This is a genomic window from Cumulibacter manganitolerans, from assembly GCF_009602465.1.
Taxonomy (GTDB): Bacteria; Actinomycetota; Actinomycetes; order Mycobacteriales; family Antricoccaceae; genus Cumulibacter; species Cumulibacter manganitolerans.
Map to the genome: position 1 here is coordinate 1 of NZ_WBKP01000017.1, position 17,604 is coordinate 17,604.

General features: G+C 67.7%; 13 protein-coding genes and 3 rRNA genes. 4 read left to right on the plus strand and 12 right to left on the minus strand.

Annotated elements, in window-relative coordinates; all coding sequences use genetic code 11:
* Nucleotides 1-56: 56 nt before the first annotated feature.
* The 6 genes from F8A92_RS08310 to F8A92_RS08335 form a co-directional block, all read right to left on the minus strand.
* Nucleotides 57-989, minus strand: coding sequence for a copper transporter (locus tag F8A92_RS08310; protein WP_153504704.1), 933 nt, complete (start codon nucleotides 987-989; stop codon nucleotides 57-59).
* Nucleotides 986-2,170, minus strand: coding sequence for a putative cytokinetic ring protein SteA (gene steA, locus F8A92_RS08315; protein ID WP_153504705.1), 1,185 nt, complete (start codon nucleotides 2,168-2,170; stop codon nucleotides 986-988). Before steA ends, F8A92_RS08310 begins: the two co-directional genes overlap by 4 nt.
* Nucleotides 2,171-2,322: 152 nt before the next feature.
* Nucleotides 2,323-4,077, minus strand: a complete 1,755-nt coding sequence (gene recN / locus F8A92_RS08320) for a DNA repair protein RecN (RefSeq protein ID WP_153504706.1) — start codon at nucleotides 4,075-4,077, stop codon at nucleotides 2,323-2,325.
* 7 nt (nucleotides 4,078-4,084) lie between these two features.
* Nucleotides 4,085-5,002, minus strand: a complete 918-nt coding sequence (locus tag F8A92_RS08325) for an NAD kinase (RefSeq protein ID WP_153504707.1) — start codon at nucleotides 5,000-5,002, stop codon at nucleotides 4,085-4,087.
* Nucleotides 5,003-5,051: 49 nt separating this feature from the next.
* The gene (locus F8A92_RS08330) at nucleotides 5,052-5,864 is read right to left on the minus strand and encodes a TlyA family RNA methyltransferase (protein WP_153504708.1); all 813 of its coding nucleotides are present in this window, start codon (nucleotides 5,862-5,864) and stop codon (nucleotides 5,052-5,054) included.
* Nucleotides 5,842-6,363: a hypothetical protein gene (locus tag F8A92_RS08335; protein ID WP_153504709.1), complete on the minus strand. Its 522-nt coding sequence runs from the start codon at nucleotides 6,361-6,363 to the stop codon at nucleotides 5,842-5,844. Before F8A92_RS08335 ends, F8A92_RS08330 begins: the two co-directional genes overlap by 23 nt.
* Before the next feature lie 57 nt (nucleotides 6,364-6,420).
* Between F8A92_RS08335 and F8A92_RS08340 the strand changes: the two genes are divergently transcribed.
* Nucleotides 6,421-6,750 (plus strand): SCP2 sterol-binding domain-containing protein, encoded by a 330-nt coding sequence (locus tag F8A92_RS08340; RefSeq protein ID WP_194291415.1) that lies wholly within the window; start codon nucleotides 6,421-6,423, stop codon nucleotides 6,748-6,750.
* Nucleotides 6,751-6,823: 73 nt separating this feature from the next.
* On the opposite strand, the gene F8A92_RS08345 is transcribed toward F8A92_RS08340, so the two are convergent.
* The 3 genes from F8A92_RS08345 to F8A92_RS08355 all read right to left on the minus strand — a co-directional run bounded on the left by F8A92_RS08345 (nucleotide 6,824) and on the right by F8A92_RS08355 (nucleotide 9,001).
* Nucleotides 6,824-7,840 (minus strand): HAD-IIA family hydrolase, encoded by a 1,017-nt coding sequence (locus tag F8A92_RS08345; RefSeq protein ID WP_153504711.1) that lies wholly within the window; start codon nucleotides 7,838-7,840, stop codon nucleotides 6,824-6,826.
* Complete coding sequence (locus F8A92_RS08350) at nucleotides 7,809-8,174, minus strand: single-stranded DNA-binding protein (RefSeq protein ID WP_153504712.1); 366 nt, start codon at nucleotides 8,172-8,174, stop codon at nucleotides 7,809-7,811. The genes F8A92_RS08345 and F8A92_RS08350 overlap by 32 nt, the downstream gene beginning before the upstream one ends.
* 212 nt (nucleotides 8,175-8,386) lie before the next feature.
* The gene (locus tag F8A92_RS08355) at nucleotides 8,387-9,001 is read right to left on the minus strand and encodes a tetratricopeptide repeat protein (protein WP_153504713.1); all 615 of its coding nucleotides are present in this window, start codon (nucleotides 8,999-9,001) and stop codon (nucleotides 8,387-8,389) included.
* On the opposite strand from F8A92_RS08355, the gene F8A92_RS08360 reads away from it, so the two are divergent.
* Nucleotides 8,990-10,591: a hypothetical protein gene (locus F8A92_RS08360; protein WP_153504714.1), complete on the plus strand. Its 1,602-nt coding sequence runs from the start codon at nucleotides 8,990-8,992 to the stop codon at nucleotides 10,589-10,591. The two genes, F8A92_RS08355 and F8A92_RS08360, sit on opposite strands and share 12 nt — an antisense overlap.
* 34 nt (nucleotides 10,592-10,625) lie before the next feature.
* Here the strand turns inward: F8A92_RS08360 and rrf are convergent.
* The 3 genes from rrf to F8A92_RS08375 form a co-directional block, all read right to left on the minus strand.
* Nucleotides 10,626-10,742: ribosomal RNA gene (gene rrf / locus F8A92_RS08365) — 5S ribosomal RNA — on the minus strand.
* 91 nt (nucleotides 10,743-10,833) lie between these two features.
* Nucleotides 10,834-13,929, minus strand: a 23S ribosomal RNA gene (locus tag F8A92_RS08370).
* A 359-nt stretch (nucleotides 13,930-14,288) separates the two neighbouring features.
* Nucleotides 14,289-15,810 (minus strand): 16S ribosomal RNA (locus F8A92_RS08375).
* Together the 16S, 23S and 5S rRNA genes form the textbook arrangement of a ribosomal RNA operon.
* Nucleotides 15,811-16,917: 1,107 nt before the next feature.
* Here F8A92_RS08375 and F8A92_RS18580 point away from each other — a divergent pair.
* Both F8A92_RS18580 and F8A92_RS19205 read left to right on the plus strand, forming a co-directional pair.
* Nucleotides 16,918-17,274 (plus strand): hypothetical protein, encoded by a 357-nt coding sequence (locus F8A92_RS18580; RefSeq protein ID WP_194291416.1) that lies wholly within the window; start codon nucleotides 16,918-16,920, stop codon nucleotides 17,272-17,274.
* A gap of 178 nt (nucleotides 17,275-17,452) precedes the next feature.
* Entirely contained in the window at nucleotides 17,453-17,578 is a 126-nt protein-coding gene (locus tag F8A92_RS19205) for a hypothetical protein (protein WP_267130039.1), read from the plus strand.
* Nucleotides 17,579-17,604 lie beyond the last annotated feature (26 nt).

A 17,604-nucleotide genomic window follows, 5' to 3' on the forward strand; every position in this document is an offset into this window, starting at 1 on the left:
GCCGCCCCGGCGGCGCCGAGCGCCGCGCGGCGCAGGATCTCGCTGGGCACGCCGGGCTACTTCGGCGCCGGCGCGATGGGGTCGGCGTCGGCGCGGGCGCCGTACGCCCCCGACGTGCCGCCGTCCTCGGCCTTCAGCGCCCACACGACGTTGACCTGCCCGGAGGCGCGGTCGGCGTTGTCGACGGTCGAGATGCTCGTCGCGACGGTGGCGTCGGCCTTCGCCGCGCCGATGAGGCCCTTGGCGCCGGCAGCGCTGTCGTCTCCGGCGATGACGACGTTGGCGCCGGCCTTGTCGAGCGCGGAGGCGAGGGCCAGCAGCATCTGGTTGCGTTGCTTGGCGTCACTGGAGGGCGCTCCCGAGGTGACGATGACGACGTTGGACGCCGGCTGGATGTCGGTGGAGTCGACCTTGAGCACGCCCAGGCTGCCCAGCCCGGACAGCACGGTGGTGATCGCCGCCGCGGGCTGGCCGGGGCCACCGTTCGGCGCGACGATCATCGCCGCGAGCAGCGAGCCGACCACGGTACCGGGATCGTTGCTCTCGGGCAGGTTGACGCCGGCGGGCAGGTCGCTGGAGGCGTACTTGAGCATCTCGTCGGCGTGCGAGGGGTCGGTGTAGCCGTCGGTGAGCGAGATCGCGCCGGTGTTCTTGCCGCCCGCCGCCTGCATCATCTTGATGATCGGGTCGCGCAGCTCGGCGGTCACGGCGTCGCCGGCGGTGATGACGACGAAGTTCTGGTCCTTCAGCACGCCGTTGACCAGCTGCGGGGCGACGGAGGCGTCGAAGCCGCTGTTGTTGGTGAGCGCCTGGTCGAGCTGGGTGACCCGGTTCTCCAGGGTGCGCTTGTCGTTCTTCAGGCCCGAGACGTTGGACTGCAGGTTGGTGACGATGCCGCCGTTGAGCGCCGTCGTACCGATGATGATGCCCAGCGCGATCGCGAGGAACACCGAGATCAGCGAGACGACGTGGTACTTGAAATCGATCACGAGAAGAGGTCCTTAACCCAGAAGACGAAGCTCTGCCACTTGTCGATGAGAATCTCGAAGTAGGTCTGTCCCGCCTCCGAGATGGCGATGGCCACGGCGATGGCGACCAGCGCGGCGAGCACGATGGCGATGAGCGAGCCGGTGGAGATGCGGCTGCGGTAGAGGCGGCTGACCCCCTTGGCGTCGACGAGCTTGCCGCCGACCCGCAGCCGGGTGAGGAAGGTGGAGGCCATGCCGCCGCGGCCCTTGTCGAGGAACTCGACGAGCGTGGCGTGCGTGCCGACGGCGACGATCAGGTCGGCGCCCTTCTCGTCGGCCAGCAGCATCGCGATGTCCTCGCTGGTGGCGGCGGCCGGGAAGGTGACGGCCTCGACACCGAGGTCCTGGACGCGCTGCAGGCCGGGGGCGCGCCCGTCGGGGTAGGCGTGCACCACGACCTCGGCGCCGCACTTGAGCACGTGGTCGGAGACCGAGTCCATGTCGCCGATGATCATGTCCGGCTGCAGCTTCATCTCCAGCAGCGCGTCCGCGCCGCCGTCCACGCCCACGAGGACCGGCTTGTACTCGCGGATGTACGAGCGCAGGTGCTTGAGGTCTTCCTTGTAGTCGTAGCCGCGGACGACGACGAGCGCGTGCCGGCCCTGGAACTCGGTGTGCACCTCGGGGACGCCGATGCCGTCGAGCAGCAGCGAGCGCTCGCGCTTCATGTACTCCATGGTGTTGGCCGCGAACGCCTCGAGCTGGGTGGACAGCCCGGCCCGGGCCTCGGTCATCGCCGCCGTGATGGACTCGTCGTCGTAGCGGAACCCGGAGGCGACCTCCTTGGTGCCGGCGTACAGCCGGTCGCCCTCGACGCGGACCCGGGTGCCCTCCTTGAGGTCGGTGAACACCTGCTTGCCGACGTTGTCCAGCAGCGGGATCCCGGCGTCGACCAGGATGCCGGGGCCGAGGTTGGGATAGCGACCGGAGATGCTCGGCGAGGCGTTGACGACCGCCGACACACCGCAGGCCACCAGCGCGTCGGCGCTCACCCGGTCGATGTCGACGTGGTCGATGATCGCCACCTCACCGGGCTTGAGCCGCTTGGTCAGGTTCTTGGTACGACGATCGAGCCGAGCCACCCCTTCGGCGTTGGGACTGGCCGGCTGCGGTCGTCCCTTGCGGATGGTGGCAATCTTCATGCCCGCCATCCTTCCATCGAGCGCGCCGGTTGCCCGGGATTTGTCGGGCCTTTCGCCGCGTGTAATGGTGATCTACGACCGCTTTTCAGGCGGTTCGACGGTCACCGGAGGGCCGCCTCCGGCGGCCGCTGGAAGTGCCCGGTCGAGCGGCGCTACCGCGCCGCGCGCTTCTTGTCCTGCTCGGCGGCGGCGATCAGCTCCGCCGCGTGCGCCCTCCCGGAGTCGCTGTCGGAGAGGCCAGCGAGCATCCTGGTCAGCTCGTCGAGCCGCTCCTTCTCCCCCAAGGCGGCGATACCGCTGGTGAGCACTCCGCCGCTGGCCCGCTTGCTGATCTTGACGTGCTGGTCGGCGTACGCCGCCACCTGCGGCAGATGCGTGACGACCACCACCTGGTGGCTGCGCGACAGCGCCGCCAGCCGTCTTCCGATCTCGATGGCGGCCTCTCCCCCGACGCCGGTGTCGACCTCGTCGAAGACCATGGTGGCGACCGGGTCGGTGCCGGCGAGCACGACCTCGATGGCCAGCATGATGCGGGACAGCTCGCCGCCGGAGGCGCCCTTGTCGATCGGCCGGCCGGGGTCGTCGGCGCCGTGCGCCAGCAGGATCCGCACCTGGTCGGTACCCGACTCGTTCGCGCCGGCGAGCGCCCGGCCGACCCGTAGCGCCGGCAGCCCCTCGGTCGCCGGGCGCGTCGTCACCTGCACGCTCACCCGCGAGCCGCCGAGGGCGAGGGAGGCGAGCTCGGCGTTGATCTGCTTCTGCAGCTTCCGGGCCAGCGCGGTCCGCGCCTTCGACAGGGCCGCGGCGGCCTCGGCGGCCCGCTGCGCTGCCTGGTCGCGCTCGGCCGCGAGCTGCTCGAGGCGCTCCGCGGAGCCGTCCAGGCGCTGCAGCTGGTCGCGGGCGTCGGCCGCCCAGGCGAGGACGCCGGCCACGTCACCGGAGCCCGAGTAGCTGCGGACGAGCTCCTTGAGCTCGGCCTTGCGGGTCATAAGCTGCCCGAGGCGTTCGGGGTCGTCGCTGATGCCGGCGCCGTACGCCGACAGCTCGCCGGCGATGTCGCGCAGCTGGACGCCGAGCTCGGCGAGCCGCTCGGCGAGCGTGTCGAGCTCCGGGACGCCGGCGTCCGCGAGCGCCCGGCCGGCCTGGCCGAGCAGCGCGTCGGCGCCGCTCGCGTCGTACGCCTCGGGCGGCCCGTCGATCGCGGCGGACGCCGTCGCGACGACCTGCCGCAAAGCGTCGGCGTTCGCCAGCCGGTGCACCTCGGCGTCGATGTCGTCGTCCTCGCGCTCCTGAGGTGCGGCGCGTTCGATCTGCTCCAGACCGAAGCGCAGCAGCGCCACCTCGCGCTGGCGCGCGGCGTCGTCCCGCTGCAGGTCCGCCAGCGTGCGCACGGCGTCCTGCCAGGCGGTGAACGCCTCGGTGTACGCCGTGCGGATCTTCGCGTGCCCCGCGCCGCCGAACCGGTCGAGGACCGCGCGCTGCGCGCCCGGCCGGGCCAGCGCCAGCTGGCTGGACTGCCCGTGCACGGTCAGCTGGGTCTCGCCGATGTCGGCCAGGACGCCGACCGGCACCGAGCGGCCGCCGGCGGTGGCCCGCGAGCGGCCCTCGGCGCTGATGGACCGCGCCAGGATCAGCCGGTCGTCGTCGAGGGTCCCGCCGGCGTCCCGGCAGCGCTCGGCGGCGGGTCCCTCCGGGTCGACGACGAGGCTGCCCTCGACGTCAGCGGCGGCCGCGCCGCGGGTGACCTGCGTGGAGTCCGAGCGCGCCCCGAACAGCAGCGTCAGGCCGGCCACGACCATGGTCTTGCCGGCGCCGGTCTCGCCGGTGACGACCGTCAGGCCGGGACCGAACGGCAGCGTGGCGTCGGCGATCACGCCGAGGTTGCGGATGCGGACTTCTTCGAGCACGACGGGCCTAGGAGTCGCGGAAGCCCGTGGTGGGCAGGTGGAACTTCGCCACGAGCCGTCCGGCGAAGTCGGCGTCGGTGAGCCGCGCGATCCGGATCGGCTGCCGCCCGGCGCGCACGACGACCCGGTGACCGGCGGGGACGTCGAGCACCCGGCGTCCGTCGGCCGCGAGCAGCGCGTCCTGCCCGCGGTCGGCGACGTCGACGCTCACCACCGAGGACGGCGCGACGACGAGCGGCCGCGCGAACAGCGCGTGTGCGGCGTTGGGGACGATCAGCATCGCCTCGACCTGCGGCCACATCACCGGGCCCCCGGCGCTGAAGGCGTAGGCGGTGCTGCCGGTCGGCGTGCTGCACAGGACGCCGTCGCAGCCGAAGCTGGTGACGGGGTGCCCGTCGACGCCGATGGCGACCTCGAGGATGCGCTCGCGCTGGGTGCGCTCGAGGGAGGCCTCGTTCAGCGCCCAGGTGCGCTGCTTGGCGTGCGGGCGAGCCGGGTCGAAGACGTCGATGTCGAGGGTCATCCGCTCCTGGACGCTGTACGCGCCGGCGAGCAGCCGGTCGACCACCGTGTCGATCATCTCCGGCTCGGTCTCGGCGAGGAAGCCGACGTGACCGAGGTTGACCCCGGTCATGGCCGCGCCGTACGGGCGCGCGTACCGCGCCGCGCGCAGGAAGGTGCCGTCGCCGCCGAGCACGATCACCACCTCGGGCCGGTGGTCGTCGGGGGTGGCGGGGACGTCGGGGTCGTCCATCGGGACCGGCAGGGGGCGGACCGCGCCGTCCGGGAACATGTCCAGCTCCTCGTCCGGGACGCTGACGCAGACGCCCGCCGCGGTGAGGCGGGTGACGATGCCGCGGGCCAGCTCGATGCTGTCGTTTCGCCCGGAGTGGGTCACCAGGGCGAACTCCCGTGTGCTGCTCACCGCTCTCCTCGCTGCTCGGTCCGTGCTCGTGGCAGGTGCGACCAGTCTGTCACGGCTGCGGCGCGCGAGCCGCCCAGAGGGCGTCGAACCCGGCGTCCGGCTCGCCCTCGCGGAGCTGGACGAAGAACTCGAGGTTGCCCGCGGGCCCCGGTAGCGGGCTGGTCACGATCGCCACCGGCCCGAACCCGAACCCGGCCGCCGCGGCGACGACCTGCGCGACCGCCTCCCGATGCAGCCCGGGGTCGTCGACCACGCCACCCCTGCCCAGGTTCGTGCGGCCGACCTCGAACTGCGGCTTGACCATCGGCAGCAGCGTGCCGCCGGGCGCGACCAGCGACACGAGCGGCCCCATCACGTGCCGCAGCGAGATGAACGAGAGGTCCGCGACCACGACCGGCGCCGGCGCGACGGCACCGAGGTCGTCGCGGCCGACGTGCACCCCTTCCATCGAGGTCACCCGCGGGTCGTCGCGCAGCACCGCGACCAGCTGGTCGGTGCCCACGTCGATCGCGGTGACGTGCGCGGCGCCGCGCTCCAGGAGGATCTGGGTGAACCCGCCGGTCGACGCGCCGACGTCGACGCAGCGCCGTCCGCGGACGTCGATGCCCAGGGCGTCGAGGGCACCGGCGAGCTTGTGCGCTGCGCGGGAGACCAGGTGGTCGCCGTCGCCCGCCGCGACCTCGATCTGGTCGCCGCGCCGCACGCGCGTGGCGGGCTTGGTCGCCAGTACGCCGTTGATCCGCACCCGGCGCCCGCGGATCGCCTCGCCGGCGGTCTGCCGCGACCGCGACAGCCCCCTATCGACCAGCGCCGCGTCCAACCGCCCGGTGGGGTCCGCCTCAGCCGGTGCGTTCGATGCCATCGAGGGCCTGACGCAGGTCCCGGTGGACGGCGTCGTAGGACTCGGCGTGCTCGGTCACCGGACGCTCCGGGACGTCGTCCAGCCGGCGCACCGTCTCCCGGAAGCGCTCGGGCACCCGTGGGTCGTCGGCCAGCGACGGACGCTCGTCGCGGCGGTGGTCCTCGTCCGCGGAGGGCTCGGCCGCGGAGTTGACGTCCGCGGAGGGCGCGGCCGCGGAGTCCTCGTTCGCGGAGGGCTCGGCCGACTCGGCGGCACCGGCCGACTCGGCGGCACCGGCCGACTCGGCGGCACCGGCGGACTCGGCGGTCTCGGCCGACTCGGCGGCACCGGCGGTCTCAGGCGCACCGTACGCGGGGTCCAGCGGGGCGCGGTGCTCGCGAGCCTTGGCCATGCTGGCCGGGGTGGGCCAGCAGCTCGTCGGCCGGTTCTTCCAGGCGTCGGCCCCGGTCGCCGGAGGCTTGGGCACGGGACGTGCTGCGGTTGGCTCGTCGGAGGTCATTCTTCGATTATGCTCGTCACGGCCCACAGCCGACGAGCAAAGGACGCAGACCCACCCATGGCAACCCTCCAAGAGTGCCGCGAGGCGCTGACCGAGCTCACGAAGGACATCGCCGACTCGGACGAGAAGATCGACTTCGATCGATCGTTCAGCGCGACGGTGACCGACCTGGACACCGTCCTGAAGGGCCACTTCATCGACGGTCGGCTGTCCGATGTCGACGTGGCGAGCGATCCGGCCGCCGACGTCCGGCTCACCCTCACCTCGGACGATCTCATCGCGCTGTGCCGCGGCGAGCTGCACGCCATGAAGGCGATGGCCACCGGCAAGCTCAAGCTGCAGGCCAGCATGGGCGACATGATGAAGCTGCGCAAGCTGCTCAAGTAGCGCCGCTCGATCCGCGACCGCGCGCCGCGGCGCTCCACCGGTCCCGCTCGGAGGGGACGAGGATCATCCCGGCCTAGCTCTCGTCGGCCAGGCCCAACGAGGCGGCGACGGCGCGGGCGGTCTCGTCCGCCGGCCGGCAGCTCCGGTCCGTCCAGGCCAGCGCGCAGGCGAGCGTCGCGTAGTCGGCGGTGTCGTCGTCCCCCGCCGGGTCGTCGCCGGCTCGGATGCCGCTGTCGTCGGTGCGCCACCGGCCCGCTCGCGCCGCCTGTCCGGCGTCCGCGATCGACAGGCCCGGCCGCAGCAGCGCGCGCAGGTCGGATCCGATGTAGGTCGGCCGTTGGGCCGGCGTGGCGTGCAGGACGTCGAGCGGCCGGCTCACCCCGGTCATCACGTACAGGCTGTCGCACTCGGAGGACGTCGCGCCCTCGATGTCGGTGTCGAGCCGGTCGCCGATCACCAGCGGTCGTCGCGCGCCCGTCCGCTCGACCGACGCACGGTGCATCGCGCGATCCGGCTTGCCCGCTACGGCGTCCGGCCGGCGCCCGAGCACGTTGCCGATGACCGACACGAAAGCGCCGTTGCCGGGCAGGATCCCGCGGTCGGTCGGGAGAGTCGAGTCGGTGTTCGTGGCCACCCACAGCGCCCCGGCCCGGATCGCGATCGTCGCCTCCGAGAGCAGGATCCAGCCGGTGTGCGGCGAGTGGCCCTGCACGACGGCGCCGGGGTCGACCTCCGCGGTGTCGACCGGCTCCAGCCCCGCGCCGGCGACCGCCTCTCGTAGCCCTACGTCGCCCACCACGAGCACCCGGGAGCCGGGGCGCAGCCGCTCGGCGAGCAGCTGCGCCGCGACCTGGGCGGACGTGATGATCTCGGCCACGTCGACCTCGACGCCCACGTCGGCGAGCTTCGCGGCGACGTCCTCCGGCGTGCGAGAGGCGTTGTTCGTGACGTACCCGGCGCGCATGCCCGCGCGACGCGCGGCGGCGATGCTGTCGGCGGCGTGCGGTATCGGCCGGCTTCCGGCGTAGACCACGCCGTCGAGGTCGAACAGCCCCACGTCATAGTGCTCGCACAGCGGGTCGGGGGTCATCGCGCTCCTTGGTCGTGCGGACTCGTCGGGCCGCCCGCACGTCGACGACGTACCTGCTGCGGGCCCCGCCGGGAGTCTGCCAGAACCGCCGGCGGAGCGCCCCGTCGACCTCCAGCTGTACGTTCTCCGGCCAGCCGCCCGCCAGCCGGATGACGGCCCGGGAGTAACCCTCGCAGTCGATGGTGTCCACGGCACCGCCGTCCGCCGAGCGTGGCACGACCAGCCGCCAGACCGCGACCTGGTCGCCGCTCGGGAGCGTCCGCACCTCCGGCGTGCCGGACAGCCGCCCGCGCAGCCGGACCTCGTTGACCGGGGAACCTTCAGACGTGCTCATCGCGGGCCCTCATCTCTCACCGCCGGAATCTTGCGACGAGTGTGTCGGCCGTGGCCCGCGCCGGGAAGCCGCCGGCGGCGCCCTGTGGACAGCCGCGGCCGGTTGGGGAGAAACCACACGAAAGCGGGCCTCGTCGGCGAAAGCGGGAAAACTTCCCCGCTTCTGCCGACAAAGCCCGCTCTGTCGTGCTGCGGCCCGGCCGGGCGTCGCTGCTACCCAGCAGACCCGCTGTCGGGGTCGGCCGGCTCGCCCGCCTGCTCGGCGGTGCCGAGCTCGTCGAGGCGCTCTGCCGCGTCGGTCTCCCCCTCGGTGTCGGCCTCGGCGGCGGCCGCGAACCACTCGCGGGCCTCGTCGCGGCGACCGGCGTCCAGCAGCGCGTCGGCGTAGGCGTACCAGAGCCGGGCGTTCCACGGCCGCTGCTGAGCGCGGTCCAGCCCGAACTTCTCGAGCACCCGCAGCGCGGCGTCCACCTCGTGCAGGTCGCGCCGGGCACCGGAGTGCACGATGACCAGCTCGGCCTGGACGGCGCGCGGCAGCGCGGCCGCCTCCGGGGCGGTCACCAGCGTGATGGCGCGGTCGGCGCGGCCGAGCGCGCGCTCGCAGTCGGCGATGATCGGCAGATGGCCGGCGTCGCCGGTCATCCGGCGGCAGGCGCGGAGGTCGCGCGCCGCCTCGGCCCACTCTCCTGCCTGGTAGGCCACGATGCCGGCCGCCTCCCGCACGGCGGCCAGCCGCGGGGCCTGGTCGCGGGCATAGCGGGCGTGCTCGAGCGCGCGCTGCGGATCCTCGTCCACCAGGCTGCCCGCGGCAACGAGATGCACCGCCACCGTGTCCGCCTTGGGGCCGAGGGTGTTGAGGTCCCGGAGGACGGCGCGATCGAGCATGCTCGGCTCGATGCCGTCGGGAACGGGCGGCGCCTTCGGTCGGTCCTCCCGCTCGGGACGACGGCGGTCGTAGCCCTCGCCGGCCGCGCGCTCGGAGCGGCGTTCCCAGACGTCGCGGTCGCTCGATCCGGCCCGATCGCGACCGCCGTAGCGGTTGCCTCGCTCAGCACGTCCCTGCCCCGGACGATCATCGCGGCCGCCGAAGCCACCCCGGTCGTCGCGACGGGGACCACCGTAGCCGTCACGGTCGTCGCGGCGCGGACCACCGAAACCGCCGCGGTCGTCACGGCCGCGGAAGCCGCGGCCGTCCTCGGAACGGCCGCGGAACCCCGCGCGATCCTCGCGGCCGGCAGCGCCCTGCGCACCTCGGGGACCGCCGAAGCCGCCGCGGTCGTCCCGACGCGCGCCTCGAGGACCGTCACGATCATCGCGACGCGGACCCCGGACACCATCACGCGACCCGCCGAACCCGCCATCGTCGCGACGCGGACCACGATCATCGCGCTGCGCGCCACGGAAGCCTTCGCGATCGTCGCGACGCGGCCGGCGGTCATCGCGCTGCGCGCCACGGAAGCCTTCGCGATCGTCGCGACGCGGCCGGCGGTCATCGCGCTGCGCGCCACGGAAGCCTTCGCGATCGTCGCGACGCGGCCGGCGGTCATCGCGCTGCGCGCCACGGAAGCCTTCGCGATCGTCGCGACGCGGCCGGCGGTCATCGCGCTGCGCGCCACGGAAGCCTTCGCGATCGTCGCGACGCGGCCGGCGGTCATCGCGCTGCGCGCCACGGAAGCCTTCGCGATCGTCGCGACGCGGCCGGCGGTCATCGCGCTGCGCGCCACGGAAGCCCTCGCGATTGTCCCGACGCGGCCCACGGGCATCGCTGCCGTCCCGCCACGGGCGTCCGCTGCTGCGCGCTGCTCCACCGAAGCCGCCGCGCGAGTCGGACCGCGCGTCGTCGCGGCCCACGGGCCGCGCTCCCCAGTCGCGGTCACCGGAACGGCCGCGGGTACCGCCGCCCGAGCCGCGATACTCACCGGCATCGCTGCGGTGACCGCCGAAGCCCCGGCCCCCGCGATCACCGCCCGCGAAGCCACCGGAGCGGCGTCCCTCGCCGCGGAAGTCGCCCGAGGGCCGGCTCGAGCCGCCGTCCCGGCCCCAGCGCGCGTCGCGAGCTCCGTCCCTGGACTCGGGGCGTCGGTCATCGCGTCGTCCGCCGGAGCCGCCGCTATCGCGTCCGCGATCACCAGGTCGGCCGCTTCCGCGACCCTCCCCGTGCGCCCACGAGCCACGGCCCCCGTCGAAGCGCCCGGACCGCCCGCGATCATCTCGGCCGGCCGGACCACGCCCACGATCCCCGCTCCACCGACCGGCGCGGTCCTGGCCGCGGGAGCCGTCTCCACGCGCCCCCGCTCCATCGCGTCCGTCGCGGCGCCGCTCGCCTGCGCGGTCCTGATCGTCTCGCTCATCGCGCGCCATGCTGCCACGCTCCACTCTTGTCGATTTGGGTGCTGGTGCACCCGGAAACAACGATAGGGGGCCACGCAAGTGGCCCCCTATCGGGAAAATTGTCCGGCGACGTCCTACTCTCCCACACCATCGCTAGTGCAGTACCATCGGCGCTGAGAGGCTTAGCTTCCGGGTTCGGAATGGAGCCGGGCGTTTCCCTCTCGCTATGGTCGCCGAAACTCTATTGAGATGTCGGTCAGGAAAGACCGCACCTCGGGAGCTACACAGTGGACGCGGGCATTTAGCAATGCCATTAAAGATCATTCTTTGAGGTCAAGCCCTCGGACTATTAGTACCGGTCAGCTCCATGTGTTGCCACACTTCCACTTCCGGCCTATCAACCCAGTGGTCTACTGGGGTCCTTACCCGGTTAACCCGGTGAGAGTCCTCATCTTGAAGCCGGCTTCCCGCTTAGATGCTTTCAGCGGTTATCCGTACCGAACGTAGCCAACCAGCCGTGCTCCTGGCGGAACAACTGGCACACCAGAGGTTCGTCCGTCCCGGTCCTCTCGTACTAGGGACAGCCCTTCTCAAGACTCTTACGCGCACGGCGGATAGGGACCGAACTGTCTCACGACGTTCTAAACCCAGCTCGCGTACCGCTTTAATGGGCGAACAGCCCAACCCTTGGGAGCGACTCCACCCCCAGGATGCGACGAGCCGACATCGAGGTGCCAAACCATCCCGTCGATATGGACTCTTGGGGAAGATCAGCCTGTTATCCCCGGGGTACCTTTTATCCGTTGAGCGACACCGCTTCCACTAGCCGGTGCCGGGTCACTAGTCCCAGCTTTCGCTCCTGTTCGACATGTCTTTCTCACAGTCTAGCTCCCTTGTGCACTTGCACTCAACACCTGATTGCCAACCAGGCTGAGGGAACCTTTGGGCGCCTCCGTTACATTTTGGGAGGCAACCGCCCCAGTTAAACTACCCATCTGACACTGTCCCTGATCCGGATCACGGACCGAGGTTAGACATCCAATTTGAACAGAGTGGTATTTCAACGTTGACTCCACAAACACTGGCGTGCCTGCTTCACAGTCTCCCACCTATCCTACACAATCCAAACCGAACACCAATATCAAACTATAGTAAAGGTCCCGGGGTCTTTCCGTCCTGCCGCGCGTAACGAGCATCTTTACTCGTAGTGCAATTTCGCCGAGTCCATAGTTGAGACAGTCGAGAAGTCGTTACGCCATTCGTGCAGGTCGGAACTTACCCGACAAGGAATTTCGCTACCTTAGGATGGTTATAGTTACCACCGCCGTTTACTGGGGCTTAAATTCTGAGCTTCGCACCGAAGTGCTAACCCGTCCTCTTAACCTTCCAGCACCGGGCAGGCGTCAGTCCGTATACATCGTCTTACGACTTCGCACGGACCTGTGTTTTTAGTAAACAGTCGCTTCTCGCTGGTCTCTGCGGCCACAACATGCTCGAACAGCAAGTGTCGTCACATGCCGCGGCCCCCCTTCTCCCGAAGTTACGGGGGCATTTTGCCGAGTTCCTTAACTATGGTTATCTCGATCGCCTTAGTATTCTCTACCTGACCACCTGAGTTGGTTTGGGGTACGGGCCGCTAAGAACTCGCTAGAGGCTTTTCTCGACAGCATAGGATCATCCAATTCGCCTCATTCGGCTATGCATCGGTTCTCACGCTTGACGGTGCGGATTTGCCTACACCAGCGCTTCGCCTTACTCCGGTACTACCACTAACCGGTAGGACTACCTTCCTGTGTCACCCCATCGCTTGCCTACTAAAGGTTCGGGTCGCGCGCTCCCCCACACTAGGTCCCGAAGGACCACGGTGAGCTCGGGCGCTTAGCATTGCCTTGTTCAGCATGGGCGTTCTTTCGCGGGTACGGGAATATCAACCCGTTGTCCATCGACTACGCCTGTCGGCCTCGCCTTAGGTCCCGACTTACCCTGGGCGGATTAGCCTAGCCCAGGAACCCTTGGTCATCCGGCGGCAGAGTTTCTCACTCTGCTTTCGCTACTCATGCCTGCATTCTCACTCGTGTGGCGTCCACGGCTGGGTTACCCCGCCGCTTCTCTCGCCACACGACGCTCCCCTACCCATCCACGCTCCTGGCCGTAAACGACAGGATGTTGCGTGAATGCCTTAGCTTCGGTGGTGTACTTGAGCCCCGCTACATTGTCGGCGCAAAATCACTTGACCAGTGAGCTATTACGCACTCTTTAAAGGGTGGCTGCTTCTAAGCCAACCTCCTGGTTGTCTGTGCAACTTCACATCCTTTTCCACTTAGTACACGCTTAGGGACCTTAGCTGAAGATCTGGGCTGTTTCCCTCTCGACTATGAAGCTTATCCCCCACAGTCTCACTGCCACGCTCTCACTTACCGGCATTCGGAGTTTGGTTGACTTCGGTAAGCTGTTGGGCCCCCTAGGCCATCCAGTGCTCTACCTCCGGCAAGAAACGCGTGACGCTGCACCTAAATGCATTTCGGGGAGAACCAGCTATTACCGAGTTTGATTGGCCTTTCACCCCTAACCACAGTTCATCCCCTCAGTTTTCAACCTAAGTGGGTTCGGTCCTCCACGACGTCTTACCGTCGCTTCAACCTGACCATGGCTAGATCACTCGGCTTCGGGTCTAGCGCATGCGACTCATTCGCTCTATTCGAACTCGGTTTCCCTACGGCTGCCCCTCACGGGTTAACCTTGCCACATACGACTAACTCGCAGGCTCATTCTTCAAAAGGCACGCTGTCACCCCTAAAGGCTCCAACGGCTTGTAGGCACACGGTTTCAGGTACTATTTCACTCCCCTCCCGGGGTACTTTTCACCATTCCCTCACGGTACTTGTCCGCTATCGGTCATCAGGGAGTATTTAGGCTTATCGGGTGGTCCCGACAGATTCACAGCGAATTTCACGGGCTCGCTGCTACTTGGGATGCTGCCTCAGAGATCTCGAGTTTTCGAATACGGGGGTCTCACCCTCTATGCCAGCGCGCTCCACACGCTTTCTTCTAACTACGAGATTTTCTTACTCTGTGCTGTCTCGGCAGAAACAGCTAGGCAGTCCCACGACCCCCACTACGCAACGCCTGCCGGCTATCACGCGCAATAGGTTTAGCCTCTTCCGGTTTCGCTCGCCACTACTAACGGAATCGCGGTTGCTTTCTCTTCCTGTGGGTACTGAGATGTTTCACTTCCCCACGTTCCCTCCGCACGCCCTATGTGTTCAGGCGTGGGTAACAGGACATGACTCCTGCTGGGTTTCCCCATTCGGAAATCCTCGGATCACAGCTTGGTTGGCAGCTCCCCGAGGCTTATCGCAGCCTCCTACGTCCTTCATCGGCTCCTGATGCCAAGGCATCCACCGTGTGCCCTTATCAACTTGGCCACAAAGATGCTCGCGTCCACTGTGTAGTTCTCAAGGTACGGGCGGTCCCGTCTTCTGTGCTCGCTGCTTTCGCCAGCCGGCGTAGTTCAGCGCAGAAACGGTCCTGACCCGAGCGAAGCGCTCAACGCTTCGTTCCAGTCCGAGGGTGACTTCCGTCCGAGCCCTCAGGACCCAACAGCGTACTCTACGAGCCGTCGCCCCCAAGCCTGTTCCACTCCGGCGAACCGGTTGTACTGAATGCTTGATTGCTTCGACTCGAACTAGTCAGTGTTCCACCCACGAGCTCCACCGGAGCATGAACATCTCCGAGTGGGCCTGGACTGCGCGGCCTTGCGACCGATCAGCCAGATGCTCCTTAGAAAGGAGGTGATCCAGCCGCACCTTCCGGTACGGCTACCTTGTTACGACTTAGTCCCAATCGCCAGTCCCACCTTCGACGGCTCCCTCCACAAGGGTTGGGCCACCGGCTTCGGGTGTTACCGACTTTCGTGACTTGACGGGCGGTGTGTACAAGGCCCGGGAACGTATTCACCGCAGCGTTGCTGATCTGCGATTACTAGCGACTCCGACTTCATGGGGTCGAGTTGCAGACCCCAATCCGAACTGAGACCGGCTTTTTGGGATTCGCTCCACCTCGCGGTATCGCAGCCCTTTGTACCGGCCATTGTAGTATGTTTGCAGCCCAAGACATAAGGGGCATGATGATTTGACGTCATCCCCACCTTCCTCCGAGTTGACCCCGGCAGTCTCCTATGAGTCCCCGCCATTACGCGCTGGCAACATAGAACGAGGGTTGCGCTCGTTGCGGGACTTAACCCAACATCTCACGACACGAGCTGACGACAACCATGCACCACCTGTATACCGCCCAAAAGGACCCCATATCTCTATGAGTTTTCGGTATATGTCAAGCCTTGGTAAGGTTCTTCGCGTTGCATCGAATTAAGCAACATACTCCGCCGCTTGTGCGGGCCCCCGTCAATTCCTTTGAGTTTTAGCCTTGCGGCCGTACTCCCCAGGCGGGGCGCTTAATGCGTTAGCTGCGGCACGGAAACCGTGGAATGGTCCCCACACCTAGCGCCCACCGTTTACGGCGTGGACTACCAGGGTATCTAATCCTGTTCGCTACCCACGCTTTCGCTCCTCAGCGTCAGTTAAAGCCCAGAGACCCGCCTTCGCCACCGGTGTTCCTCCTGATATCTGCGCATTTCACCGCTACACCAGGAATTCCAGTCTCCCCTGCTTCACTCTAGTCAACCCGTATCGACTGCAGGCCCGAGGTTAAGCCTCGGGATTTCACAGCCGACGTGATAAACCGCCTACGAGCTCTTTACGCCCAATAATTCCGGACAACGCTTGCGCCCTACGTATTACCGCGGCTGCTGGCACGTAGTTGGCCGGCGCTTCTTCTGCAGGTACCGTCACTTTCGCTTCGTCCCTGCTGAAAGAGGTTTACAACCCGAAGGCCGTCATCCCTCACGCGGCGTCGCTGCATCAGGCTTTCGCCCATTGTGCAATATTCCCCACTGCTGCCTCCCGTAGGAGTCTGGGCCGTGTCTCAGTCCCAGTGTGACCGGTCGCCCTCTCAGGCCGGTTACCCGTCGAAGCCTTGGTAGGCCATTACCCCACCAACAAGCTGATAGGCCGCGGGCCCATCCTTAGCCGAAATTCTTTCCACACGGAGATGATGCCGTCCCGTGTCATATCCGGTATTAGACGACGTTTCCATCGCTTATCCCAGAGCTAAGGGCAGGTTGCCCACGTGTTACTCACCCGTTCGCCGCTAAGTCATCCCTCCCGAAGGAAGGAGCTTCGCTCGACTTGCATGTGTTAAGCACGCCGCCAGCGTTCGTCCTGAGCCAGGATCAAACTCTCCGTGAATGCTTATAACTAGCGCCGGCACAAACCGACAGTTAGTGACATACGAAGAACACCGACCAACCGATCACTCGGCCAACCGATGCTTTGATACTGGCAAGTATGCGATGCTGACATCACATAATTACCAAAGGAATCTCCACACTGAAGCACACTGACCGACGGCCAGCTGCGTCCCAGTGCCGGAGGATAATAATTTGGCACTGACTTTCAAGTACGCTGTTGAGTTCTCAAGGTTCGGACGCACATCCCCAAGTGACTTCCAGTCACTCTCGGAGGCAACCTGTAAAACTTTAGTCGGTGTCTTTGGCGCCGTCAACCGCTTGCGCTGTGTCCTGCGCCACTTGCCTGTAAAGTTTCTCTTGGTGCTTCGCACCCTCACGTTCGAGTGAGTCTACCAGGATAGCAACCCGGTTTCACCCCGTTCAAGGGGGTCGGCCACGCTCGAGAGGTGATCGGTGCCGGCGGTCGACTTGTACACGGTCCGCAGCCGAGTTTTCTTGTTCGGCGTTGACGCTGACCAGCGTCTCCACGCCCCGGCCGCGGTTGCGGCGCCTTTGCGGGCGACGTCGGCGTGATGGACGAAGCGGTCGATCGTCGCGGCAGCCACGACCTGGTATCACGATTCTGTTCCCCAGGAACCGAACAGCAGGTCCGAGGTGAGGATCAGCCGAGGCGTGTTCGGAGCGGCTGGAGACCAGCTCGAAGAACACCTCCGCGCCTCGGCCCACTCGGGTCGGGGTACGGGCGGCGGCCTGGTGCTCGGGCTCGAAGTCCTCGATGGTCTTGATCACCGGCGGTCCCGCGGCGCGGATCCGCAACCGCGCCTCGGAGGCGTAGCGGGCGGCGAGTCGCGGCCCATCTGCACGTGATGACGCGAGCGCAGGTGCAGCCCGGCCGGCGGCAGCGGCAGCATCGCGGCCCGAGCAGCCTCGAGCAACTCCGACGGTCCTGCCTTGATCGTGCGCCGCACGCGGCTGTTCGCCGCCGGGAGCCAGTCGGTGAACCGGTCGGTGGAATCCTCGGGCGAGGCGCACCGCCGCCCGGCACGAACGAGGTCTCGAGCGGGCGCTGGCTTCGGATCGACCGCCGAAGTACCAGCGGCCGCCGGTGGCGACCGCGTTCACGCCGTTCGCGCCGGCGGTGCGCCAGCTGCTCGCGGTGACGCCGGATATGCCTGCGACGGTGATCGCCGAGCGCGCCGGGTGGACCGGGTCTATAACCTGGTGCCGCGACAACGTCCGCCTTCTGCGACCAGCGCACAAGCCGGTCGATTCGGCAGACCGGTTGATCTGGTTGCCTGGCGATGCGGCGCAGTGCGACCAGTGGTTCCCGCCGACGACGATCCCGCTCGAGGACGGCAGCAGCAAGAGCCTGCTGCCGGTACTGGTGATCACCGCGGCGCACTCTCGGTTCATGCTCGCCCGGATGATCCCGACCCGGCACACGATCGACCTGCAGCTGTGAATGCGGGAGCTGCTGCTCCAGCTCGGCCGGGTTCCGCGGCGGTTGATCTGGGACAACGAGTCCGGCATCGGCCGCGGGAAACGGCACGCTGGCAACGACTCTGCACCGGCTCAAGCCGCACGATCCCGAGTCCAAAAGGTTGGTCGAACGCAGGAACTGCTACCTCGAGACCTCCTCCATGCTCCGCCGCGAGTTCGACTGCCCGGCCGACTTCACCACCCAGCTCGGTGACTGGCTGAAGCTGGCGAACGCCCGAGTCGTGCGCACGATCCAGGGCCTGGCCGGTCGATCGGCTCGAGGATGACCGGGCAGCGATGCTCGCGTTGCCGC